This is a genomic window from Blautia sp. DFI.9.10 (genome assembly GCF_024461705.1).
In the GTDB taxonomy this organism is placed as follows: domain Bacteria; phylum Bacillota; class Clostridia; order Lachnospirales; family Lachnospiraceae; genus Blautia_A; species Blautia_A fusiformis.
In genome coordinates this window covers 74,908-95,907 of the sequence record NZ_JANGAA010000008.1, presented here as the reverse complement: position 1 = coordinate 95,907, position 21,000 = coordinate 74,908, and the positions used below count along the sequence as shown (strand labels likewise).

General features: G+C 44.4%; 27 protein-coding genes and 1 tRNA gene. 8 read left to right on the top strand and 20 right to left on the bottom strand.

The features are described from left to right. Positions 1 to 55: 55 nt before the first annotated feature. Genes NE671_RS07015 through NE671_RS07005 form a run of 3 tightly spaced genes read right to left on the bottom strand, consistent with a single transcriptional unit; the run spans position 56 to position 1,010 of the window. A complete protein-coding gene (locus tag NE671_RS07015) occupies positions 56 to 247 on the bottom strand; it encodes a hypothetical protein (protein ID WP_256163811.1) in 192 nt (63 codons plus the stop codon). Next, complete coding sequence (locus NE671_RS07010; protein WP_256163809.1) at positions 232 to 582, bottom strand: RNA polymerase sigma factor; 351 nt, start codon at positions 580 to 582, stop codon at positions 232 to 234. The genes NE671_RS07015 and NE671_RS07010 overlap by 16 nt, the downstream gene beginning before the upstream one ends. Before the next feature lie 23 nt (positions 583 to 605). Beyond that, positions 606 to 1,010: an HIT family protein gene (locus tag NE671_RS07005; RefSeq protein ID WP_015525628.1), complete on the bottom strand. Its 405-nt coding sequence runs from the start codon at positions 1,008 to 1,010 to the stop codon at positions 606 to 608. A gap of 130 nt (positions 1,011 to 1,140) precedes the next feature. Between NE671_RS07005 and NE671_RS07000 the strand changes: the two genes are divergently transcribed. Continuing rightward, positions 1,141 to 1,815, top strand: a complete 675-nt coding sequence (locus NE671_RS07000) for a two-component system sensor histidine kinase NtrB (RefSeq protein WP_110102756.1) — start codon at positions 1,141 to 1,143, stop codon at positions 1,813 to 1,815. Here NE671_RS07000 and NE671_RS06995 read toward each other — a convergent pair. From NE671_RS06995 to NE671_RS06930, 14 genes are all read right to left on the bottom strand, one after another. Beyond that, positions 1,782 to 2,384, bottom strand: a complete 603-nt coding sequence (locus tag NE671_RS06995; protein WP_021652840.1) for a rhomboid family intramembrane serine protease — start codon at positions 2,382 to 2,384, stop codon at positions 1,782 to 1,784. The two genes, NE671_RS07000 and NE671_RS06995, sit on opposite strands and share 34 nt — an antisense overlap. Before the next feature lie 157 nt (positions 2,385 to 2,541). Beyond that, complete coding sequence (locus NE671_RS06990; RefSeq protein WP_110102755.1) at positions 2,542 to 3,972, bottom strand: DUF6382 domain-containing protein; 1,431 nt, start codon at positions 3,970 to 3,972, stop codon at positions 2,542 to 2,544. Between the two features lies 1 nt (position 3,973). Further along, complete coding sequence (locus NE671_RS06985; protein WP_021652838.1) at positions 3,974 to 4,405, bottom strand: TadE family protein; 432 nt, start codon at positions 4,403 to 4,405, stop codon at positions 3,974 to 3,976. Then, entirely contained in the window at positions 4,402 to 4,818 is a 417-nt protein-coding gene (locus NE671_RS06980; protein WP_146207138.1) for a prepilin peptidase, read from the bottom strand. The genes NE671_RS06985 and NE671_RS06980 overlap by 4 nt, the downstream gene beginning before the upstream one ends. Positions 4,819 to 4,829: 11 nt before the next feature. Next, positions 4,830 to 5,429 carry a hypothetical protein gene (locus NE671_RS06975; RefSeq protein WP_242981814.1) on the bottom strand — a complete coding sequence of 200 codons (600 nt, stop codon included), beginning with the start codon at positions 5,427 to 5,429 and terminating at the stop codon, positions 4,830 to 4,832. A 195-nt stretch (positions 5,430 to 5,624) separates the two neighbouring features. After that, positions 5,625 to 7,127: a DUF5702 domain-containing protein gene (locus NE671_RS06970; RefSeq protein WP_180214218.1), complete on the bottom strand. Its 1,503-nt coding sequence runs from the start codon at positions 7,125 to 7,127 to the stop codon at positions 5,625 to 5,627. Between the two features lie 59 nt (positions 7,128 to 7,186). Then, positions 7,187 to 7,357: a Flp1 family type IVb pilin gene (locus NE671_RS06965; protein ID WP_044962312.1), complete on the bottom strand. Its 171-nt coding sequence runs from the start codon at positions 7,355 to 7,357 to the stop codon at positions 7,187 to 7,189. 44 nt (positions 7,358 to 7,401) lie between these two features. Beyond that, the gene (locus NE671_RS06960) at positions 7,402 to 8,427 is read right to left on the bottom strand and encodes a type II secretion system F family protein (RefSeq protein ID WP_173740383.1); all 1,026 of its coding nucleotides are present in this window, start codon (positions 8,425 to 8,427) and stop codon (positions 7,402 to 7,404) included. Between the two features lie 9 nt (positions 8,428 to 8,436). Next, positions 8,437 to 9,219 (bottom strand): type II secretion system F family protein, encoded by a 783-nt coding sequence (locus NE671_RS06955; RefSeq protein ID WP_173740382.1) that lies wholly within the window; start codon positions 9,217 to 9,219, stop codon positions 8,437 to 8,439. Next, positions 9,216 to 10,406, bottom strand: coding sequence for a CpaF family protein (locus NE671_RS06950; RefSeq protein ID WP_092071684.1), 1,191 nt, complete (start codon positions 10,404 to 10,406; stop codon positions 9,216 to 9,218). The genes NE671_RS06955 and NE671_RS06950 overlap by 4 nt, the downstream gene beginning before the upstream one ends. After that, entirely contained in the window at positions 10,403 to 11,416 is a 1,014-nt protein-coding gene (locus NE671_RS06945) for a hypothetical protein (protein ID WP_147603215.1), read from the bottom strand. Before NE671_RS06945 ends, NE671_RS06950 begins: the two co-directional genes overlap by 4 nt. Further along, complete coding sequence (locus NE671_RS06940) at positions 11,413 to 11,925, bottom strand: prepilin peptidase (protein WP_021652829.1); 513 nt, start codon at positions 11,923 to 11,925, stop codon at positions 11,413 to 11,415. Before NE671_RS06940 ends, NE671_RS06945 begins: the two co-directional genes overlap by 4 nt. A 235-nt stretch (positions 11,926 to 12,160) precedes the next feature. Beyond that, complete coding sequence (gene nagA / locus NE671_RS06935; RefSeq protein WP_173740381.1) at positions 12,161 to 13,315, bottom strand: N-acetylglucosamine-6-phosphate deacetylase; 1,155 nt, start codon at positions 13,313 to 13,315, stop codon at positions 12,161 to 12,163. A gap of 79 nt (positions 13,316 to 13,394) precedes the next feature. After that, positions 13,395 to 13,466: transfer RNA gene (locus NE671_RS06930), tRNA-Glu, on the bottom strand. Positions 13,467 to 13,737: 271 nt separating this feature from the next. Between NE671_RS06930 and NE671_RS06925 the strand changes: the two genes are divergently transcribed. From NE671_RS06925 to NE671_RS06910, 4 genes are all read left to right on the top strand, one after another. Beyond that, entirely contained in the window at positions 13,738 to 14,364 is a 627-nt protein-coding gene (locus tag NE671_RS06925) for an SGNH/GDSL hydrolase family protein (protein WP_022427137.1), read from the top strand. 4 nt (positions 14,365 to 14,368) lie between these two features. Continuing rightward, positions 14,369 to 15,133 (top strand): GNAT family N-acetyltransferase, encoded by a 765-nt coding sequence (locus tag NE671_RS06920; RefSeq protein WP_022427138.1) that lies wholly within the window; start codon positions 14,369 to 14,371, stop codon positions 15,131 to 15,133. A 127-nt stretch (positions 15,134 to 15,260) separates the two neighbouring features. After that, a complete protein-coding gene (locus NE671_RS06915; protein WP_021652824.1) occupies positions 15,261 to 15,461 on the top strand; it encodes a hypothetical protein in 201 nt (66 codons plus the stop codon). Between the two features lie 26 nt (positions 15,462 to 15,487). Then, entirely contained in the window at positions 15,488 to 16,651 is a 1,164-nt protein-coding gene (locus NE671_RS06910; protein ID WP_022427139.1) for a hypothetical protein, read from the top strand. Here NE671_RS06910 and NE671_RS06905 read toward each other — a convergent pair. Both NE671_RS06905 and NE671_RS06900 read right to left on the bottom strand, forming a co-directional pair. Beyond that, positions 16,621 to 17,511: an amidohydrolase family protein gene (locus NE671_RS06905; protein ID WP_092071766.1), complete on the bottom strand. Its 891-nt coding sequence runs from the start codon at positions 17,509 to 17,511 to the stop codon at positions 16,621 to 16,623. The two genes, NE671_RS06910 and NE671_RS06905, sit on opposite strands and share 31 nt — an antisense overlap. A 5-nt stretch (positions 17,512 to 17,516) precedes the next feature. Continuing rightward, positions 17,517 to 18,677 (bottom strand): alanyl-tRNA editing protein, encoded by a 1,161-nt coding sequence (locus NE671_RS06900; protein WP_129975095.1) that lies wholly within the window; start codon positions 18,675 to 18,677, stop codon positions 17,517 to 17,519. A gap of 141 nt (positions 18,678 to 18,818) precedes the next feature. Between NE671_RS06900 and NE671_RS06895 the strand changes: the two genes are divergently transcribed. Genes NE671_RS06895 through NE671_RS06885 form a run of 3 tightly spaced genes read left to right on the top strand, consistent with a single transcriptional unit; the run spans position 18,819 to position 20,529 of the window. Then, on the top strand, positions 18,819 to 19,352 hold the full coding sequence (locus NE671_RS06895; protein ID WP_173740380.1) for an RNA polymerase sigma factor: 534 nt from the start codon (positions 18,819 to 18,821) through the stop codon (positions 19,350 to 19,352). Beyond that, entirely contained in the window at positions 19,353 to 19,847 is a 495-nt protein-coding gene (locus tag NE671_RS06890) for a hypothetical protein (protein ID WP_022427141.1), read from the top strand. Positions 19,848 to 19,851: 4 nt separating this feature from the next. Beyond that, positions 19,852 to 20,529 (top strand): hypothetical protein, encoded by a 678-nt coding sequence (locus NE671_RS06885; RefSeq protein WP_173740379.1) that lies wholly within the window; start codon positions 19,852 to 19,854, stop codon positions 20,527 to 20,529. A 61-nt stretch (positions 20,530 to 20,590) separates the two neighbouring features. Here the strand turns inward: NE671_RS06885 and atpC are convergent, their stop codons facing one another. Beyond that, entirely contained in the window at positions 20,591 to 20,998 is a 408-nt protein-coding gene (gene atpC, locus NE671_RS06880; RefSeq protein ID WP_015525582.1) for an ATP synthase F1 subunit epsilon, read from the bottom strand. Between the last annotated feature and the right edge of the window lie 2 nt (positions 20,999 to 21,000).

Here is a 21,000-nt window from a genome sequence, read left to right as displayed (position 1 = left end):
CACAACAGCCATATGAAAACTCTGCCACTCCCTTCCGGGCTGGCAGGGTTTTCTTTTATTCGTATACTTTGCGAAATTCTTCCTGCAGCCAGCGCTTCGCTTTATATATCCTGTTATTGACACCACTTTTCGTCAGACCATATTCTTCTGCAACTGTTTCAACGGAAATCTCCAGATATTTGACCTGAATTAAGATCTCATAATTTATCGGCTGTTCCTTTCGAAATCTTCTCAGCACCATATACATAAATTCTTTCTTCTCTTTACGCAGAAATACCTCTTCCGCATCGACCGAATTCTGTTCTTCCAGAAATGCCGCACTTCTTCCTGACAGACAAACTCATGCTTGGAGCTTGATTTCTTTATATAATCCAAAGCCTTATTCATAGATGCCCTCTTGATCAGAGAAAACATCATCTTTTCATTATCAATATTCAGGCCATCCTTTATAGTATACATTTTGTAAAGTACATCCTGACTGACATCATCAGCAGTACTCCAGTCATGGAGAACCCCATACGCATACCCTCTGGATATTTTTCGGTATTTAAGATAAAACTCTTCAAATGTCTGATTATTCATTTTTCCTCTTTAGTGGCTATTTGTCATTCTTTAATTTTCTTTAAGATTTCATCTCTCACCTCATCGCTGAGTTCTCCGGGTTTCCAGGTTAAACCAACACCATCTCCCTCATATCTCGGAATCAGATGCATGTGAAAATGAAACACAGTCTGTCCTGCGATCTCTCCATTGTTCTGCACAACATTAAATCCATCACAGTTCAGTGCATCTCTCAGCTTTCCTGCCATTTTTTTAGCCAGGATCATTGCTTTTCCAGCAGTCTCATCCGGAAGTTCATAAATATTCGCTGCATGCTTTTTCGGCAGGATCAATGAGTGTCCTTTGCTTGCCGGTCCCAGATCCAGAATCACGCGAAATTCCTCATCCTCATAAAGTGTTGCTGATGGAATCTCTCCATTTGCGATTTTACAAAATATGCAATCTCCCATTATTTTGTCCTCCTTGTTTGCAAAATTATTTTATCTATATTCTTATTTTGTCGTATTTTCTCGAATTTTTCAATACTGTTCTTGTTGATATTTGAAATTTCTGATGTTAATATTTTTTCGAGGTGATAATATGTGCAACGATACTACAGTCAGTAAATTTAAAAACGATTTTCATTATACACTTTCAAAATTTTCACATGAACTCCGGAATCCTCTGACTCTTATTAACAGCGGACTCCAGATGATCGCATCTGCACATCCTGAGGTCAAAGAATATGAGCACTGGGATGATGTTATGGATAATCTTGATTATGTAAAAGAACTTCTTGATGAACTTTCTGCATTTAATAATGCAGGCCATGTCAAAAGAGAAAACATTGACACCTGCAGCTACCTCCGAACGATCCTTTCCTCCATAAAACCTACTCTGGATTATCTGGAGATCACACTTGAAACAGATATTCCGGATTCATTGCCATCGATGGCTCTTGACCGGATCCGTGTCCGGCAGATGCTTCTGAATCTTCTGAAAAACGCATGGGAAGCCGTTCCTATTCCCGGAGGAAAGATTTCTTTTTCTGTCATTCCGGAAAATTCCGGCATCCGCATTGATATCCGGGATAACGGATGTGGAATCTCAAAGGAACAGCAGGCTACGATATTTCAGCCATTTTTTACAACCAAAGAATCCGGGACCGGCCTTGGCCTTGCTGTTTCAAAACAGATCGCTCAGGCACACAGTGGAGACATCACGCTTGAGAGCGCTCCCGGTCAGGGAACTGTTTTCCATATTTTTCTGGGATGATAAAGAATTACAGCGATCAGGAAACCACTCAACAAACCGCCTATATGCGCTACGTTATCCACGCCTTCACTTGCAAATCCAAAATACAGTGAAAATGCGGCCATGATCAGCATCTGTCTGACAGTCAGATCCGCCACTCTTCCTCTGTGCCGTATGATCACATAGATCATACCGCCCATGACTGCAAAAACAGCTCCGGAAGCTCCTGCAGATAAAGAAGCGTTTCCTGCATACATATCAAAAAACAAAGAGAGCATATTTCCGCCCAGACCACCAAATATATAGATCAGAAAAAATTTTATCTTTCCTGTTACCGGTTCCAGCCTCTGGCCAAGCACAAACAGAACCAACATATTATTGATCAGATGCGGCGCACCAAAATGCAGAAACATACTGCTAAACATCCGATACCACTGTCCCTGTTCCAGGATCAGCGGTGCATAAGCAGCACCGCATTCCAGCATATGCTGCCCGTTCTCCGAGCCGCCGGTAAATTCCACCACAAGAAAGATCAGCGTATTTATGAGGATCAGTAAAACTGTCACAGGTTCTTTTTTTATTTCTTCCAATTCCGGCCTCTTTCCACAGCGGTTCCGGAAATATTTCCCATAACTCGCTGTTATAATCTGAAAATTTGAATTTATTTCATTATTTTAACAGATTTTCATCAGGCGGACAACCTACGGTCCCATATTAATACGATACAAAACTGGATTTTTCGCTCTGTTATTTCAAAAAAATATAACGGGCCTGTGCAAAATCGACTTCATCCTCATCCTCCAGCAAATAATCTTCTCCTGTTTTCAGAAGCTGTCCATTTACAGAAGTCCCATTTCTGGAGTTCAGATCTGCCAGATAATATGCCCCCTCCCTTTTTCGGATCTTGGCATGGATCCTGCTGACAGTTGGTATATTGATCACTGCATCCGCCGCAGTTTCCAGTTTTCCGATCACTGTGATATCTTTTTCCAAATAAATGGTAGCCAATTCCCCCGGTTCCCGGCTCACTAATGTAGCAGGACCTTTGGATGCACCTGCCGAAAGAACTACTGTTTCACCAAATCCATCTAAAAAATCTTCCGCTTTTGTCGGGATATTTTTTTTGATCTTTTCCAGTTCTTTTCTGCTGTCACCGGCATTGCTCCCTGACAGCGTACCAGATTCTTTCTGATCTTCAGAATATACAGCTGCCTCTTTTTCCGCCGCACCATATTTCTGCTCAGGCACCGGCGTATCCAGTTTTTTCTTTTTTCCACAGACTTTTTTGATCAGAATATAGCTCAGCATCCCCAGTATCATTGCTGCAAGAATTCCCAGAAGAAAAATTTCTTTGCTTATTCTTGGAATATATCCGCCGGCCATTCCTGCCGTAATTCCTAGAAGAAGCACCAATGCTGCACCAAATCCAGCCACTGGCTTCCATATTTTGTTTGTTTTTCGCTTCTGTGAGTCCGCTGAAGATTTTTTCTGTTTTTCATTTCCGGACACACTGGCTCTTTCCCAGCCTTCCACCTGCCACAGATCCTCTGCTTTTTCCTCCTCTGTCATCCTGTTTTCTTCCTGGACCACTGTTTTCTTTTTTTCATATGAAGAAAAATCTTCCTCGTCGCTGTTACATATTTTATATAACTCTTCCTTGATGTATTCCAGATGAAAGCTGTCCTCCAGTGCACGTCTGTATACATTATATCCCAACATGACCGCTTTTCCGTCTTCATGATCCAGCTTTGGAAGGATATACTCCGCAAGACTCTGAAACTGTTTCTGTATTTCCCCATGAAATCCCGGAAGATAACAAAATCGGACACTTTTTCTTTCCGCATCCAGATAGATATATTCCGGTTCCAGGATCAGCTGACAGGGATTCAAAAGATACTCGGACATTTCTTCCATGATCTGTATAAATCCTCCCAGTATCACCTGAAGCGACTCCAGATCCATCTTTTTTTCCTCAAAAAGCGCAGTCATGGAATGCCTGGAAGTTATATCATAATACACCATGAATTTTCCGTCGATTCCCTGTATCCGACACTGAAGAAGATCAGGCACAGCATTGGCCACGATCATCCTTACCTGGTAAGAATCTGTATCGATTCTCTCATCTCCTGTCAGGATCAGATAATTATGATTCATATCTCTTTTATATTCCGTTCTCATTTTATGGCGTCACCTCTCCCAGCATATCCACAGTTCCTTTTACCTTGCGAATCCATCCCACAGGCCGCAGAGGCTTTGCCTTACCACTGACTTCCAGCTTCCATTTCTGCCCCAGGAACCCGGCAGGTACTTCCAGTCTGTAAGTTACTTTCACAGTTTTTCCTGCATTTGTCTGCATGCTCAGATTCTCTCCTCCCGGAAGCCCGATATCTCCCAGCATTCTTCCCTGTATATCCGCCTTTTCATATATGTTCCCTTTCTTTTTATATCCTTCCATACTGCCGCTGACTGCTGCCTCATAAGCTGCCGCAGTGAGATATGCTCTGTCATGTACAAAAAAATCCAGATACAGCACTCCGATCAGTATCATAAGCACCAGAGGCATGAGCAATGCAGCTTCTATTGTAAAGCTCCCCTTTTTTATTTTTCTCACAAAAATATCCCTCCCAAATATCCGATCAGCAGAAACGGTACAAAAGGAATTTCCTCACTTCGACTCTTTTTTAGCATAAGATACTCAATGCCTGAGTAGATTCCGCACAACAATAATGCACCACAGAGGATCCCTGCCAGTTCTCCGGCTCCCAGCACAGAGCCCATTGTCAGTATCAACAATCCGTCTCCAAATCCGACCATTCCTCCGCTGATCAAAGCGGTCAAAATTATAAATACTCCGATTCCCATGGAAATAATCCCTGCCGGCCAGAGAAGCCCCTGCCTGATCCGCCACAGGATCCCGCCTGTCAGGAATATAAAGAGCACCGGTAAACAGATTTCTTTTTTTCGGATATCTGTCCAGGTATTAATTACAAGAAGTACAGTCATGCAAATTTTTACACTGCTCATGATCTCTCCCTTCAGCCACATCGTCCGCAGGCACTCATTTCACCGGAAACCTCAGTTTCTTTCACCATCCGTACAGATCGTTTCAATGCGCTGCAGCTTTCCCTGTTATGAAAACGGTTACTCTTTTTTGTGATATATACCACTCCGGCCGGTTCCTGCCCACGACTGCACAGCTCACAGGCCTGATACTTTTCTCCATATGCATTTTTTAAAGCTTTAACCGAAGAGCCTGATATCTGCTGAACAGACAGATTCAGATAACTGCACCCCAGTTTTCTGTGATACACACTTCCTGATTCTGTCACATACACCATAGGCTGGCTTTCCACTGTATCCTTTCCATTTTCGTATATCACACCATTCCACGTATGAACCTTTACCGTATTATGGAACCATATTTTAGGAAGCGGGATCAGACCGCCTATGGGCTGATAGGAATATACGTCCGGCAATGTGATCGTTTCTGTACCTGAACCGCCGGCACCATACGCATACATACCTGCTTCCTTTGCTTTCTGGCACAAGCCGGTCAGATGCTCCGTCTGTACCTTGTAAATATCCATAAAAGAAAGCAGCGTGAGCACTCCGAAAAAAAATAGAGGCAAAGCCATCGCAGTCTCCAGAGTGAGACTTGCTTTTTTCAGAAAGGTGCACAGGGATACTTTTCCAGAAAGCGTTTTCCGGCTTATCGGGGAAAGCAGGAAAAAAGCTCTTCGAGAGCGCCTTTCTCTTTTTTGATCCAGTCTGTTTATCTGATTTTTATCTTCTTTTTCTTTCTGAAAAAGCATCCCTGTACACCTCTCTTTCTATTCATACGCATACTGACGTGTAACTGTAAATATTTTCCGTCTGTTTGCTTTTACATCTGCAGACGCTTCCATGGCAGTGATGCAGTGATCCATCTGAAAACCCGGTCTTTTTCCCTTTTCACGTACAGAGCACTCGATCATGTCCATTCCTCTCAGAACTTTATCCTGTTTTCCTTTCGCCATAAGCAGAACCTGAAGATAATCCTCATAAGACATTCCATTCCCTGCATCCTTTCTTGAAGAATCCAGTTTGTCCAGGATATTGGGCAGATTACGCAAAGACAGCTGCCAGTCTGAGGAGTTTTTTATAAGAGGTACATGTCCTCCTGCAAAAAGTTCCCGGACATCCAGAATACTCTCCGCAAATGCCCAACAAAAGATCAGTGCCGCTTCGATCACTGCTGCCGCCGGTGGGATCAGAAAACCTGATGCAATCGCCAGCGCCAGTGTTTCGACCTGTATCCGTTTTCCACCATCTGAAAGCAGATACGCCATGTTAACCCCCTGACGGATCACCAGAAGTTTTCCTGCCACGGACTTCAGATTTTCCCGATCACTGTTCTTCCCTCCAAGAATATATTCCACCTGATAATTCAACCCCGCCGCTGCCGGTCTTCGATAATTTCCCAGTTTCTTTAGCAGATACTGTCCAAACAATATTCCGGACGTATACGAATTATCGGATCGTATATCCGTATCCAACATTAGTCCTGTCTGGAGCTTTCTTCCGGATGTAAGGCTTTTTCTGTCTGTAACCGCATCCGATATTCCCCGTTCGGATGGTACTACCAGATCAAGAAGTCCCATTTTACGGACTCTTCTGATGATTGGAATAGGATTTTCCACGCTTTCATCAACACCGCCGGTAAAATCATCCCCATTTCCTCCATTTCCTGCATCCGAAAAATCTCCCTGTTTTTTTTGTTGTTCCTGTTCTTTTTTTGCTTCTTCGCTCTTCTGCGCGGCGTCCGTAATAGCAGAATCATAGGAATCCAACGTTCCTTTATTTTCTGCCTGTTCTCCTTTTTTCTCTGCATCCTCTGTCTTCTTTTCCTGGTCCTTCAGTTTTCCGAGAAGAGTCTGTACCCCCTGGCTTCCCAGAGTTTCACGCATATACTGAACAGCCTGCTGGTAAAAAATCTCGCCTTTTCCGTCGCTCAGAAGCTGATAACCATTGAATCCGCCCTGGAGAAGCTCCAGTTTCTGACTGTTCTGTTTCAATACAGGTTTCATATAAGTCTGAAAATCATCATATACAGAAGCCATATCCAGTTCTTCTTTTCCACCTGCATACAGTGCAAACAGCTCATAATCTTCCAAAAGCGTTCGGTCATACTGTCCAAATAAGGAATATAAGCCAATATCCATACTGTTAAGTATCTGTGTCCTGGCAGCTGCCATGCGTACAGATTCAATGCTGGCACACACAAGAGAAAGAACCAGGCTCAAGATCAGAGCCAGAAAGATCGTAATGCTGCCTTTTTTCACATTTCCTGCCAAGGGGTACCTCTCCTTTCCAAAACGAAAATATCAGCAGATATCACCGTTTTTTCTTATTTTCAGATCGTATTGCTTTGTTTTGTGATTTTTGTAAGGATTTTTTTAACAAGTGCTGTAAGCTGTTCCTTAAAGATGATGACCAGACTGATCAGAACCACCAGAATCAGGATGATCTCCACAACACCCACCGCATCCTCTTCCATCGCAAATTCTTTTACATACTTCCACATATTTTCATTTGTCACCTCACATTTCCTTTCTCTGTTCTCCAGTCCTACCCTCCGTAAAAGGAAAGGCATGCCGGCAGCATGATCACCGCCATCACCACCAGGAGCATCAAGACCATCGGAAGAAGCAGTTTTGTTGCTGCTATATCTCCCAGCACTCTTGCTTTTCTTTTTCGCTCCTCCCAGGCTTCCACGGATTCCTTTTCCAGCAGATCGGCCAGATACCTGCTTCCTTTCTGGAGGTTCTGGATCAGTAGTGTTGACAGAGTTTTATACTTTACCTGTCCGCACCGTTCTCCAAATCTCCGGTAAGCCTCTGCTTCGGAAATCCCACTGTCCATCTCATAACAGGCTACTCGGATTTCTTCGTAAGCCTCACGTTTTTTACCATCTTCTCTCTTTCCGTAATCCAGTGCTATTTTCTGGAACGCTTTTCTGGCAGTTAAGCCTGCCTGCACCAGAAGGGTAAATTTCATGATCAGTCCTGGGTAATCCATCAGCATCTGTTCTCTTCTTTTTATCTGAGCATTCTGTTCTTCCCGTTTTTTTGCAATGACAGCTGCTGCCGCTGCTGCCAGACCAAGAGCTGAAAGCAGGTTTCCTGTTTTGTCTTTTGGCTGCTCCCATTCAAGATGTTTTCCATTCCATTCATCTGGAAGATAATAGTACTGCGGATCGTTTTTTTTCTGATTATATTGTACGATCATGTCCTGCAGCTCTTTCTCGCGCTGCTGTTCTTCGCTAAGTTCTATTTCCGGTTCTTCTTCGGATCCTTCTGTTTCTTTTTCCGGCACCTGCACATACAGGGAACCGGCTTCTTCTCCGTCTACAGATACTTTGAATTTCTCTTCATAAGCACCTGTCTCCTCTTTTTCCATACGGTATCCGGATGAATAAACCTTATCTCCGCCACTTTGAAATGTCAGGAGCATACCGATGATATTTCCGGTAAGCGCTATCCGTATAAACAGTTTCTTTTCTTCCGGATTTCCGGCTTCCGGAGGCAGCCGCCCCATTTTTCCTGCCAGAAACACCCCAAGGATCACCATAAATATCAAAATATGTATCCACATTATCCTCACCTACACTTCTATGTCTACAATCTTCACACCCAGCCAGTAAGACAAGCCATAGATCATCATGCAAACTGTCATGGCACAGATTCCGAAAGGATTCCCATAAAGTACATCCAAAAATCCCGGCGAAGTCAGTTTCAGATAGCAGATGATACCGGCCGGCATGATACTCATAACCATCTGTTCCGATTTCTTTGCGGCCAGCGTTGCCTCGATCTCTTTTTTTACCTCAATCTTATCACTAAGCATTCTGGCTACTTTCTGGATCACCTGCGTCATATCCCCGCCTGTTCTTTTTGCTGTATAAAATACTGCTGCAAAATTTTCAATATCTTCCACTCCGCTGCGTTTTCCCAGATCCAGGAACAGCTCTTCCACCGGAACACTCAGACGCAGCTGGCTTTCGATATACCGAAATTCATCTAGGATATCACTTCCCTTTTCATAAAGTCTCCCCAGATCCTTTACACTGGCACGCACCGCATTCTCCGCGGAATAGCCGGCCTGTACCGCCACATTCATGGCCGTCAGAGCATCCCGGAACTGGTAATTCAGCTCCCTCTGCTGCCGTACAGTGCATTTTTTCCTCTGCATTTTCAGAAAAAGCACTGGTATTGGAAGCATAAACAGCAACACAGGAAGGCTCTGATAAAACAGATAGTCGGCTGCAGCGCATACGGCAGCTCCCTCCAGAAGATACTTTGCGGTCTCCTTCCCCGTAAAATGATACATCCTGTAATCTTTCCTCGTAGATCTCCATTTCTGATTCTTTCCTTTCCGCTCTTTCATAGTCTGATTCCTGCCCGTTTCATTTTTTCACAATGCAAAAGTTCTCCGGTTTTTACAAGTCCCTTTCCTTCTTCCCAGCGATACAGCGGCCTGGTCTGGATCTCTCCGTTTTCAAATCCACATACTTCTGTGATTTCCAACAGCTTTCTGCTTTTATCCCGCATACGCCCGAGATGTACCAGAATGTCTACCCCGGAAGCGATCTGCCTTCGGATTGCTTCCAGGGGAAGATCGATCCCCATCAATGTCATCGTTTCAATTCTGGAAAGCATATCCTGACTGCTGTTTGCATGAAGTGTTGAAAGGCTTCCATCATGTCCCGTATTCAGGCTCTGCAGCATATCCACTGCCTCTCCTCCACGGACTTCCCCTACAATTATCCTGTCCGGCCTCATTCGAAGGGCTGACCGGATCAGATCTCGGATCGTTACTGACACCGCGCCCGCCATATTGGCCATTTTTGCCTCCAGACATACCAGGTTATCAATTCCCCGGATCTTAAGCTCCGCATTATCTTCAATGGTGATCAGGCGCTCATCTTTTGGAATATATTCTGTAACAGCTCCAAGGAATGTTGTTTTTCCACTGCCTGTACCTCCACCAATCACAATAGAATATCTTGCCTGAACAAGTTTTTTTAAAAACTGTGCACATTCTTCGGTGATGCTTCCAAAAGCGATCAGTTTTTCCATTGTGATAGGATCATCCGGAAAACGACGGATCGTCAGGATCGGACCATTCAGAGCAACCGGATAAACCACTGCATTCACACGTGCTCCGTTTTCCAGCCTTGCATCTACAATGGGCATGGACTCGTTGACAACCCGGTTACAGCGCCCTACGATCTGCTGGATCACATCCTCCAGCTTCTCTTCTGACGTGAAGACCTTATTCCATCTGGTCAGTTTTCCTCCCCGTTCCACAAAAATATGATCCGGACCATTTACCATGATCTCCGTAACACTTTCATCATCGATCAGTTCCTGCAGAACATCCAGCTTGCGCACAGAACAGAACAGCTCCTGTCTGAGCTCTACTTTCTCCTTCAGTGAAAGAAACAGTTCCCTTGCCTGAGTTAATATCAATTCATCGATCACCCCCAGGATCTCATCATCGGACAGCTCTCTGGAAACATCCAGCTGTTCCATGAGCAGATCATACATTTCCCGGAATTTTTCTCTGTTCATGACCGCTCCTTTCTCAAAAGTTCACGGATATAATCTCCCAGTTCACTCCAGACCAGCTGTTCTACGTAAGCGTCAGAAGAGATCCTATCCATATGAAAGGGCAGATGCACCTTTTCTGTTTTTTCCAAGATCTTTTCTTTATTCCAGATACGCAGAAGATTTTCGAATTGTGTCACCTTACAGACAGAAAGTGTGTCATTCAAAACCGGCATATAGATTTTTCTGCACATTTCCAGAAGCCGGAAATCCTCATCTCCATTTTCTCCCATATCCAGGATCAGCACTTCATAGGAACTGTGAAGTACGATCTCCTGCAACAGCTGCTCCCAGTCTTCCCAGTCCACGGTCCGGATATCTGAAGGTGTTCTTACAGGCGGTATAAAATCCAGATTGTTTACTGTCTGGATCATTCCGTTCATTCTATGGATCAGGTTTTCATTTCCCTGGCGAACATAATAAAACAGATCACTCAGATTAGCCGGAAATTTTTTCCCAAGAAGTTCCTCAAAACCAGAATAGGATTCCAGATTCAGATAAAGAACGGCACGTTCTTTCGCCAGTATCTGTCCCAGCGCAAGTGCAAAGGATGTCTTCAGACATCTGCCAAGAGGAGAAAAAACACCGATGATCTCCATTGTCTTTTTCAACACAGGAAAAGTTACCGGATCAAGAGACTTCTCTTCTCCATAGCAGGCCATCACCTCCCTTATCACATCTGAGGAAGATTGATATTTATACACGCTTGAATACTGATCCAGTTCCGGAGGATGCACACCCTCTGAAAGAATGATGATCTTTCCGATGCCAAGGTCACGGACTTCTTTTCGCATTGCTTTATCGGAAATCAGCAGCAACTCAATATGATTTTCTTTTCCGTAGGCAATGAGACTTTCTGCCGTGGTAAATGCCTGGATCTCAAACGGAAGATTCTTTTTCTGGTTCAGATAATCCATAAAATTGAAAGCATAATCCACCTCCAGATCACAGACTGCAAATATGTTTTTCTTCAATACACACCTCCTGCATAAAGCACCGCACTCAAAAATATGGGTACCGTAAAATGAAAGTTCTCCGGAAAGCTCATCCCCTTTCTGTAATAAGGACGTATCTCACCGGTACAGTAAAACTCATTCATATACTGATATAAATAAAGGAATCGTCGGCGGATACCGCCTGTAGAAATAAGAATTGCCAGAGAAATGCCTGCACCTGCAAGCAAAGAATAAACAATACATTCCATAACTGTCCGCGGCCCCATGATTCCGCCAAGTGCGCACAGAAGCTTGATATCTCCGGCACCGATCATATGGAATATAAAAAGGATTCCCAAAAGAAGCACCGGCACGGCCACTCCTGCCAAAAAGATCACTCCACCTTTCGGCCCGTTTTCTGTGATCTGGATCAGGAAACCAATCATAAAAGAAAAAAGGATCCATCCATTGTCTACAGATGCATCTTTAAGATCCATCCAGACCGCCATCGCAGATATCACCACGGATAATTCTCCATAAAGAAACATACACGCCCCCTTTCCTTCTTAAAATATATGTTTATTCAGTTATGATAAAAATGGGATTTCCCGCCTGACCTGGCGGTGATCGATACCAGAAGATCTCTGGTGAAATTAATTATAGAATTTCAGGAGCATTTTGTCCAGCATTTTCGTTCGACAAATTCTGACACGAATTTTGCTGTCATCTGCTCCTGAAATTCTTTTTATCTTTTTATTTTTTATCGTTTTATCTTCTATGATCCTATCGGATCTTTACTCCGTCCTTGATCACTGCTTTCAGTTCCAGATCCTGATCCAGCAGTACCACATGAGCTTTTTTACCTGCTTCCAGAGATCCGTACTGTTCTTCCACACCAAGGCTTCTGGCCGGATTTATAGTCGCGCAGGCCACGGCTGTTTCCAGCGGAAGATCCATCTTTTTAACAACTGTACGCATACAATCCATCAGATTTGTGGCAGATCCTGCGATCGCACCGTCAGATACCAGCGTGGCAAGTCTTCCCACAACCTTAACATCCAGTCCGCCCAGTGTATACTGGCCGTCCGGCATACCGGTAGCTCTCATACTGTCGCTGATCAGGATCATCCTGTCAGCTCCCATCATCTGAAAGGTAGCTCGAACAACAGACGGATGGATATGGATCCCGTCACAGATGATCTCTGCCATAACATCCTTATTATCAAAAACAGCACCTACGACGCCTGGTGCACGATGCGTAAACGCAGGCATTGCGTTATACAGATGGACTGCATGGTTTGCCCCTGCTCTGCATGCTTCCATTGCTGTATCGTAATCTGCATTGGTATGTGCCAGAGAAACATTGACCCTTTCATGAACTTCCCGGATAAATTCTACTGCATGCTCACTTTCTTCAGGTGCAATCCCTATAAATTTTACCAGACCTTCCGAGGCCTTTAAAAAACGGTCACAGATTTCCACATTACATGGCAGGATATTTCTTGCGTCCTGTGCCCCTTTTTTCGCCGGGCTGATAAAAGGCCCTTCCATATTGATCCCCAGAAAATCCGCCTTACGGCAGTCCTTTGTTTCTTTTTTATATTCTGCTGCTGTATGGAGGATCTGCTCCAGTTCCTCTACCGGTAAAGTCATAGTAGCCGGTGCGATCGCTGTAACTCCTACCGATGCCTCATATTCCGCGATCCTTCCGATCGCAGCCTTGTCTCCGTCGCAGAAATCATCTCCCTTGCATCCATGAAAATGCAGATCGATCAGTCCCGGAATGGCGTAGCAGCCTTTTCCGTCCAGAACATCCCCGTTAAGCTGCGGCGCATCCTTTTCTTCATAAACCTGTCGGATCTTATCCCCATCCAGGATAATCCCGCCTTTTACAAATGCTTTGTCCGGTGTAAAAACATACACATTATCAATGATCATAGTAAAACCTCCCAAAATCCCCATTTGTGATCATAAACAAAAAAGCAACCAGAAACATGTTCTGATTGCTTTCAGTTAATAGCCAGTACGGGAATCGAACCCGTGTTTCCGCCGTGAGAGGGCGGCGTCTTAGCCCCTTGACCAACTGGCCATATTCTTTTGTTTCTGTCGTTTGATTTCGTTTTTTGTTGTTTCCCTCAACCGACTTCGTTAGTATATAACACTTTCTTTCAAAATGCAAGTACTTTTTTTAATTTTTTTAAAAAATTTTCATGTTTTTCACGTTTATTCGTTTTTTACCCATTTTCCGGTATTTCGTACGCTTGACCACTGCTGGTGTAAGTGCTACTATCAAAGCACCAATACGAAAATAATCGACTGCGGATAATGATCCGCCCGGTATAACAGAAAGAAGGAATTGGATGACTCGCATTTTGTGTCTCGGAGACAGTATCACAGATTGCGGACGGCTTTTCTCCGCAGATCCTCTTGGAAAAGGATATGTGAAGCAGCTCTCCTGTCTGCTTCATAACACAGATCACCGATTTTCCATTGAAAACAGAGGTATTGATGGTTTCACCCTGGAACGGCTTCTTCAGAACACAGATTTCTGGCTGGAAAGCTCTGATCCGGATATTGTTACCGTCCTGATCGGGATCAATGATGTGGGGATCATGATGAACACCCGCCGTTCATCTGCACAACAGCAGGATCTGATGAACAAATTTGTCACCCGTTATGAGCTCCTTGCAAAAAAGCTATCCTGCACAAACTCCAGGAAACGAACGCTCTATTTCCTGGAACCCTTTGTTTTTCCATGGCCACGCTGCTACGCTTCCTGGGCTCCCCTTCTTTCACAGATGTCCGTGCATATTAAAAAGATCAGTCAGGATCATGGCGTCGTTTTTCTCCCGCTGCAGAACGATCTGGATCAGGAAGCTGCACGGTCCGGGCCTGCATCAATAACTTCTGACGGTATCCATCTCACACCACAGGGGCATCAGATCCTGGCAGATAAACTTTATAAATTGATCATATCAGAAAGGTAATACTATGGAAACAACGATCAAAAAAATCGAAGATATGTCACTGAACGCATGGCCTTCCCATAAAATGGAACTTTATGACGGATGGATCTTACGTTTTTCTTATTTCTATACGCACAGGACCAACAGTGTGGAACAGTTCGGAACCTCCACACTTCCATGGCGCGAAAAAATCCCCTACTGCGAACAGGTCTATAAGCGTCTGGGAACTCCTGCGATCTTTAAGATCAGCCCCCTTGTATCCCCGGATTTTGACTATATGCTGGAAAACAGGGGCTATTCCGTTCAGCACATAACAAATGTTATGACTGTAGACCTGGACAATGCCGTTCTGGATGCGCCTGTCACCGATGTGCTTTTTTCCAATGAAATTCCGGATTTCTGGATCCACAGCCTTTTTGACTTGAAAAGAACTACAAATCCGATCCATCGAAGCGTCGTTCCTTCCATGTACCGTGCCATTCTTAAGGAAACTGTCTGCGCTTCCATAACAAAAAACGGCGAGATCATTGCCACAGGTCTTGGAATCCTGGATCGCGACTACATCGGTATCTATGCCATTCATGTGCGTGAAGATTATCGCCGCAGAGGATATGCCCGTCAGATCTGTACCGGTCTTCTCAATGAGGGCAAAAAAAGAGGCGCCAGCCACGCTTATCTTCAGGTGGTAAAAAACAATACTTCCGCAGAAAAGCTTTACAGCTCTCTTGGATTTCAGTATTCCTATACCTACTGGTTCCGTGTTCAGCCTGTAGGAACACGTTTTCAGTAAATGCATGGATTTTCCGTAAATCCCTGTAGAAATCAAAAAATCTTTTTGCTATAATACCCTTAATATGTATAAAATCTTTCCTGCCTTCATATACTGATCCTTATCAATCAATAAGGAGACTGATCCGATGAACGATCCGCAGGAAAAAAACACCCAAAATCCCTATCATATTTATTACGATAATTATCTGGATACCAATGCCTGTACTGAATGCACGGGTCTGATCAACCATGGAATCGACAGCCGTGAGCAATGGGATTCTTTCCGCCAGATATTTGACTTTATACCGGCGTCGGAAACCCATGATCTTACAGATAAACAGGACTGACCGTTATCCCGGGTCGGAGGACACAAATGAAAAAACTGTCTGCTGCATGTATGATTCTCGGCCTTTCCCTTTTTGCGGGAGGCTGCAGCAATGATCAGATCGATGATCATATTATTTCTCTTCAGGATAAAATTTCAGACGTTACTGCTTCAGATTCCACAGAACAGGAAGATCAGGAGCCTTCCACGGAAGAACGTGTTTATATGGATGAGCTTACCGGCACACTGCTGGATTTTGACGGTACACACCTGACGATTTCCAGCAATGGAGAAACCTATGTATTTGATGTTTCCCAGACAAGGCTTGAATGCAAATACGGCGTTGTATCCAGTGATCAGGTCAGTGTGATCTACCAGGGACAGCTTTCCGGAACAGATATCAGCGCCATTTCCCCCATCAAAATAACCGACAAATATCATAATGAAACTCCTCTGGAGGACCGCACTTTAAAGGGCAAAGTGAAATCACTCACCTCCAATGCCCTTGTGATAGTTACAGAAAAGGGAAATACCGTAACCTTCCCTGTCACCGGTGTCAGACAATACTACAAAAAAGGCATCAAGGCCGGCAAGTGGGTCTATGTCCATTTTCGCGGTAAATTCATCAACGAAACACTCGTGGGTGACAAGCAGTATGACGGCAGTTTCACAAAAGTGATCAGTGTCTCCGATACGGATCCACTGAAAGTACCTGCAGCAACTCCTACGCCTTCCCCTGAACCGAAAAAAAAAGAGCAGCATCTCCGTGCAAAGATCGTAAATGTCAGCACCGGCACAATGACTGTCATTCCGCAGACCACAGGATCGGAACTGACTGTTTCACTTTCCTCGGTTCCTGTATATTTCAAAGGAGGAATGGCTCCGGGATCTTATGTAAACATTATCTATACCGGTAAATTTAATGGTGAATCCACCAGCGGCATGAAGATCCGTGGAATCACCGGGGAGGATCCGGACATACTTTCAGTACGCAACATTACTTCTACTGTAACCGGCACGATCCTGGGCACAACCGCCAATACCGTGCTGCTCCAGACATACGACGGCGTAAAGATCCTCTGCAGCCGTGAAAACGTTCCGGACCTTTCCTCAAGCGGAATGGAAGAAGGTGCCGATCTCCGGGTTACTTTCAACCCTGCGAAATCACGCACCTCCAATATTTATACCTGTATTAAATTCGAAGACCCGTGACAGAAGATGGTACGGATCCTTTTTTCTCCATCTTCCATCCAGCTTCGTACTGCCTGCGTATCACCCAGTATATCAAAAAAAGCTCTGCTTTCATCCTGTACACCCTGGCCGTGAAGAACCTGATATGCACCGGCATCGCTTCCTACTGCCACATGAACCTTCTTTTCAAAAGCTTTCTTCAGATTCTGCTCGCCTGTCTTTATAATAGATGCAAGGATCGTATCTTCAAATCTGCCGCATCCTTTAAGATTCCGCACAGTTACAAGTGTCGGAACCCACACGCTTTCGCTGTCTGCCAGCATGGAAATCGTCTCATCATCCATATAGTTCCCATGCTCAATACTGTCAACACCAGCCTCCACTGCTGCCTGTACGCCATAGCATCCATTCGTATGGCTCATCACGGCAAATCCCTCTTCATGAGCAATATGTACCATTTCTTTCACATCCGTTGCTGAAAGCGGCGTTCCCGTAATTTTCCCGTGATCTGCAAAATCCAGAAGCCCTGTAGTCATGATCTTGATAAAATCCGCCCCTTCAGCGGCAGCTTCCAGAACTCTTCTGTGATATTCCTTCATGTCTGAAAAGCTTTTTCCAACGATCTTCCCGTAATGACCCTCTTTATAAATGGCAAAAACCGGTGTGCGATAGTCAATTTCATATTCCGGGGCCAATCTGGCAGCCCGTTTTGACACACCGTAATGATCTCCTCCGTCTCTCACAAAACGGATTCCTCTTTTCCGGTATTCCTCAAAATGAGCACGGATCAGTGTATCCCGGGGCCCGTTTTTCTGTGTCTCAACGGCTTTCCGGTAATCATAGCCATTGAGAAATATATGTGCATGACATTCCCCAAACATTTTCATCACTGTTCAAAAAAGTTTCGGATCTCTTTCTCAGATGCCTGCACCGATCCCTGTACAAAGAACGGCTTTCCGCCTCCGCGTCCGTTTAATTTCGCATTCATCTCTTTTGTAAACTGACGGAGATCGCCATCTTTTTCACCTATTGCATACTTGTAGCTTCCGTCTGCATTTCCGGAAAAAACCGCACAGCAGCCCTGGCAGGTCTGTGTCACGGCGTCTGCAAGCTTCCGCACACTGTCTGCATCCATTCCATCCATAAAGATGAGAACGCTTCCGCTTCCTGCATAACGCTCTGCCTCTTTCCGGCACATGTCGTCTACCAGCTGCCCAACCTGTCCTTTCAGTCGGAAATTCTCTTCCTGAAGGCGTTCCACTGCCTGCGCAGTCTTATCCATTTTTGCGGAAAGCTTTACAGAAATCTGGTGGTTCTGGTCATTGACCATGTTCAGATAATCCAGCACACGTTTTCCGCAGATCATCTCAATACGGACACCTTCACGAAATTTTTCCACGGAAAGAAGTTTCACCATTCCGATCTCTCCGGTATGTGTCACATGAGTTCCGCAGCATGCACAGATATCCACCCCTGGAAATTCTACGATCCGCACCTGACCGGTGAGCTCTTTTTTGCTTCGGTAGTCGATTTTTTCCAGTTCCTCCGCTGTAGGATATATGATCTTTATCTGCGTATCTTCCCATATCTTTTGGTTTGTTTTCCGCTCGATCTCAGCAAGCTGCGCCTCATCCAACGGGCCATTCAGATCTATGGTAATGGTATCGCTTCCCATATGAAAGCCTACATTATCGTATCCGTAAGCCTCGTGGATCAGTCCGCTCACCATATGCTCACCGGAATGCTGCTGCATCAGATCAAATCTTCTTGCCCAATCGATGCGTCCCTGTACTTCTGTTCCGGCTTCCATCGGCTGATCTGTATAATGAAGAAGTTCTCCCTCCTTTTCATGCACTTCCTTTACTTTCACATCGTTGAGATATCCGGTATCGCTTGGCTGTCCACCGCCCTCCGGGTAAAAAGCGCTCTCATCCAGAATGATATGAAAGCCTTTTTTTGCTTCTCTGCACTCCAGGACTTTGGCTGTAAATTCTTTTTTATATACATCTTCATAATATAAACGTTTCGTCTCTGTCATTTGTCTCATCCTTTCTGCATCTCTGCTTTGACGACTTATAGTATAGACCAAATTTTCTCTCCCCGCTATATAAAAGCGGCATTTATCCAATGATTTACATATTTTTCTATAAAAGCTGAAGGCTTTCCTTCAAGTTCCGCGTTATAATAAATGAAGCGGGAAGAGAAGGGAGCTGATTGCATTACACGGGAAGAATATCTGGAATATCTGATACATACATACCAAAACTTAATATTTTCCATTTGTCTGAAATCGGTGGGCAATCCCTTTGACGCCGAGGATCTGACACAGGATGTTTTTCTTTCCGCCTACAAAAATCTCTCCCGTTTTGATGGCACCTACGAAAAAGCCTGGCTCAGCAAGATCGCAGTCAGAAAATGTCTGGATCATCTGAAAGCAGCCGGCAGACGTACCATTCCCACAGAGGACACCTATTTTGAACAGCTCCATGATAAAGAGTTTTCCCCGGAGGAGGCATTTCTGGACAAAGATTTCAAGGATCGGATCCGGCATTTATGTTCAGCGCTGAAAAGCCCCTACAGGGAGGTTGCCCTTGATCATTTCTGCGAAGAAAAAACCGCCGCAGAAATTGCAAAAGCGCAGAATAAAAATATCAAAACAGTCCAGACGCAGATCTACCGGTCCAGATCTATGCTGAAAGCACTGCTGGAAAGGAGTGATTAGATGCACATACCACAAGATGAATTACAGAAATTCCAGGACGGAACCATGAATACGGATGAAATGATCCATTTTCTGGAGCATATGGAGCAATGTGACTTCTGTCTGGATGAACTTCTTCAGAATGAAGATGCCGCTTCTGAATATGCTCCATCCTATCTGCAGGATGAAATTCTGAAAAAAGCAGCTTCTCCGGAAGTTCAGGCTTCCAGAAAAATACATGAAACTGCTTATTGGATGAAGCTTCTCTGTGCAGGCTTACGGACTGCCGTAGGCATGGGTGTTGCGCTGATCATGCTTTTTTCTGTATCTCAGACAGATTTTACGGCTCTTCATCCTTCACCGGAAACAAAAGTTAAGATTTCTTCATCCCTTGACATTGGTTCCGGCCTAAACCAGCTTTCCATGCAGGTAGGTTCCCAGCTCAGTGAACATTCTCAGAAGATCAGTAATAATCTGAACGATCTTACGAATAAAATTATAAACGGAGGCAAGTAAATTTATGAAAAAACAAAAACATGGTTTCTGGGTATTTATCTTTTCCCTGATCCCCGGTGCCGGGGAAATGTACATGGGATTTAAAAAACAGGGACTTAGCATTATGCTGCTGTTTTGGGGATCGATCGCACTGGCATCCATAACCGGTCTTGGATGGCTGGCCATGTTTCTCCCGGTGATATGGTTCTATAGTTTTTTTAATGTCCATAATCTGAAATCCCTGTCAGAAGAAGAATTCTACTCTGTAGAGGATAATTACATTCTTCACATGGATCAGTTTTCCGGTGATATGGGAAAATTCTTACAAAAGCATCAGAGTGCAGCTGCATGGGTTCTGATCCTGTTTGGTATCTGCATCCTGTGGAGTCGTTTCACAAGTCTTCTGTACTTCATTGTACCGAATAATATGGCCGACTATGTATACAATATCTGCAACAGCCTTCCGCAGATCGTCATTGCTGCAGGTATCATTGCTGCAGGTATTTATCTTCTTACTCAGCAGAAAAAGAAACTGAAACAGGAAACCGAAACAAAAGATGAACATTACTGGGAACCCTATCGTCCATATCAGCAGCTGACAGAAAAGCCTGTTCATACTTCTGATAACTCAGACAAAGATACAGCTTCTTCCATTACTGATCCGGAAAATACCGAATCTGATCCTGCTTCATCCACAAAATAACAGAGAAAAAAAAGATCCACTGCCAGTTTCCTGACAATGGATCTTTTTATATGATTTAAATTTACTGCTTATGTGTTACTTTAAGACGTGTCATCGCTCTCGCAAGTGCCATCTGGTTCATATGATACTCCTGGATGCTCTGTTTCTGACGAAGCTGCTCTTCTGCACGTTCCTTTGCTTCCTGAGCACGGCGGATATCAATCTCGTCCGGACTCTCTACGCTGAGGCAGAACAGCTTGGCACGGTTATTGATCATCTCAACAAATCCGCTGCTCACAGCAAACACATACTCATTACCGTCAGCATCCTCAAAACGCATCTCACCGGGAATGATGGCAGCTACAACATTCGCATGATGGGCAAGAAATCCCTGCTCACCATCCACTGCCGGGATAATAAGCTTCTGAGCACGTCCTGCATAAGCCAGTTTATTGCTGGCATATATTTCCAGGCCAAATGTCTCACTCATAG

What these genes read in the sequence shown, in the direction of transcription:
- NE671_RS07015 (WP_256163811.1), bottom strand. Translation starts at nt 247, where the DNA reads ATGTATATGGTGCTGAGAAGATTTCGAAAGGAACAGCCGATAAATTAT.
- NE671_RS07010 (WP_256163809.1), bottom strand. Translation starts at nt 582, where the DNA reads ATGAATAATCAGACATTTGAAGAGTTTTATCTTAAATACCGAAAAATA.
- NE671_RS07005 (WP_015525628.1), bottom strand. Translation starts at nt 1,010, where the DNA reads ATGGGAGATTGCATATTTTGTAAAATCGCAAATGGAGAGATTCCATCA.
- NE671_RS07000 (WP_110102756.1), top strand. Translation starts at nt 1,141, where the DNA reads ATGTGCAACGATACTACAGTCAGTAAATTTAAAAACGATTTTCATTAT.
- NE671_RS06990 (WP_110102755.1), bottom strand. Translation starts at nt 3,972, where the DNA reads ATGAGAACGGAATATAAAAGAGATATGAATCATAATTATCTGATCCTG.
- NE671_RS06980 (WP_146207138.1), bottom strand. Translation starts at nt 4,818, where the DNA reads ATGAGCAGTGTAAAAATTTGCATGACTGTACTTCTTGTAATTAATACC.
- NE671_RS06975 (WP_242981814.1), bottom strand. Translation starts at nt 5,429, where the DNA reads ATGGCTTTGCCTCTATTTTTTTTCGGAGTGCTCACGCTGCTTTCTTTT.
- NE671_RS06965 (WP_044962312.1), bottom strand. Translation starts at nt 7,357, where the DNA reads ATGTGGAAGTATGTAAAAGAATTTGCGATGGAAGAGGATGCGGTGGGT.
- NE671_RS06960 (WP_173740383.1), bottom strand. Translation starts at nt 8,427, where the DNA reads ATGTGGATACATATTTTGATATTTATGGTGATCCTTGGGGTGTTTCTG.
- NE671_RS06955 (WP_173740382.1), bottom strand. Translation starts at nt 9,219, where the DNA reads ATGAAAGAGCGGAAAGGAAAGAATCAGAAATGGAGATCTACGAGGAAA.
- NE671_RS06950 (WP_092071684.1), bottom strand. Translation starts at nt 10,406, where the DNA reads ATGAACAGAGAAAAATTCCGGGAAATGTATGATCTGCTCATGGAACAG.
- NE671_RS06940 (WP_021652829.1), bottom strand. Translation starts at nt 11,925, where the DNA reads ATGTTTCTTTATGGAGAATTATCCGTGGTGATATCTGCGATGGCGGTC.
- nagA (WP_173740381.1), bottom strand. Translation starts at nt 13,315, where the DNA reads ATGATCATTGATAATGTGTATGTTTTTACACCGGACAAAGCATTTGTA.
- NE671_RS06925 (WP_022427137.1), top strand. Translation starts at nt 13,738, where the DNA reads ATGACTCGCATTTTGTGTCTCGGAGACAGTATCACAGATTGCGGACGG.
- NE671_RS06920 (WP_022427138.1), top strand. Translation starts at nt 14,369, where the DNA reads ATGGAAACAACGATCAAAAAAATCGAAGATATGTCACTGAACGCATGG.
- NE671_RS06915 (WP_021652824.1), top strand. Translation starts at nt 15,261, where the DNA reads ATGAACGATCCGCAGGAAAAAAACACCCAAAATCCCTATCATATTTAT.
- NE671_RS06910 (WP_022427139.1), top strand. Translation starts at nt 15,488, where the DNA reads ATGAAAAAACTGTCTGCTGCATGTATGATTCTCGGCCTTTCCCTTTTT.
- NE671_RS06905 (WP_092071766.1), bottom strand. Translation starts at nt 17,511, where the DNA reads ATGTTTGGGGAATGTCATGCACATATATTTCTCAATGGCTATGATTAC.
- NE671_RS06900 (WP_129975095.1), bottom strand. Translation starts at nt 18,677, where the DNA reads ATGAGACAAATGACAGAGACGAAACGTTTATATTATGAAGATGTATAT.
- NE671_RS06895 (WP_173740380.1), top strand. Translation starts at nt 18,819, where the DNA reads ATGAAGCGGGAAGAGAAGGGAGCTGATTGCATTACACGGGAAGAATAT.
- NE671_RS06890 (WP_022427141.1), top strand. Translation starts at nt 19,353, where the DNA reads ATGCACATACCACAAGATGAATTACAGAAATTCCAGGACGGAACCATG.
- NE671_RS06885 (WP_173740379.1), top strand. Translation starts at nt 19,852, where the DNA reads ATGAAAAAACAAAAACATGGTTTCTGGGTATTTATCTTTTCCCTGATC.
- atpC (WP_015525582.1), bottom strand. Translation starts at nt 20,998, where the DNA reads ATGAGTGAGACATTTGGCCTGGAAATATATGCCAGCAATAAACTGGCT.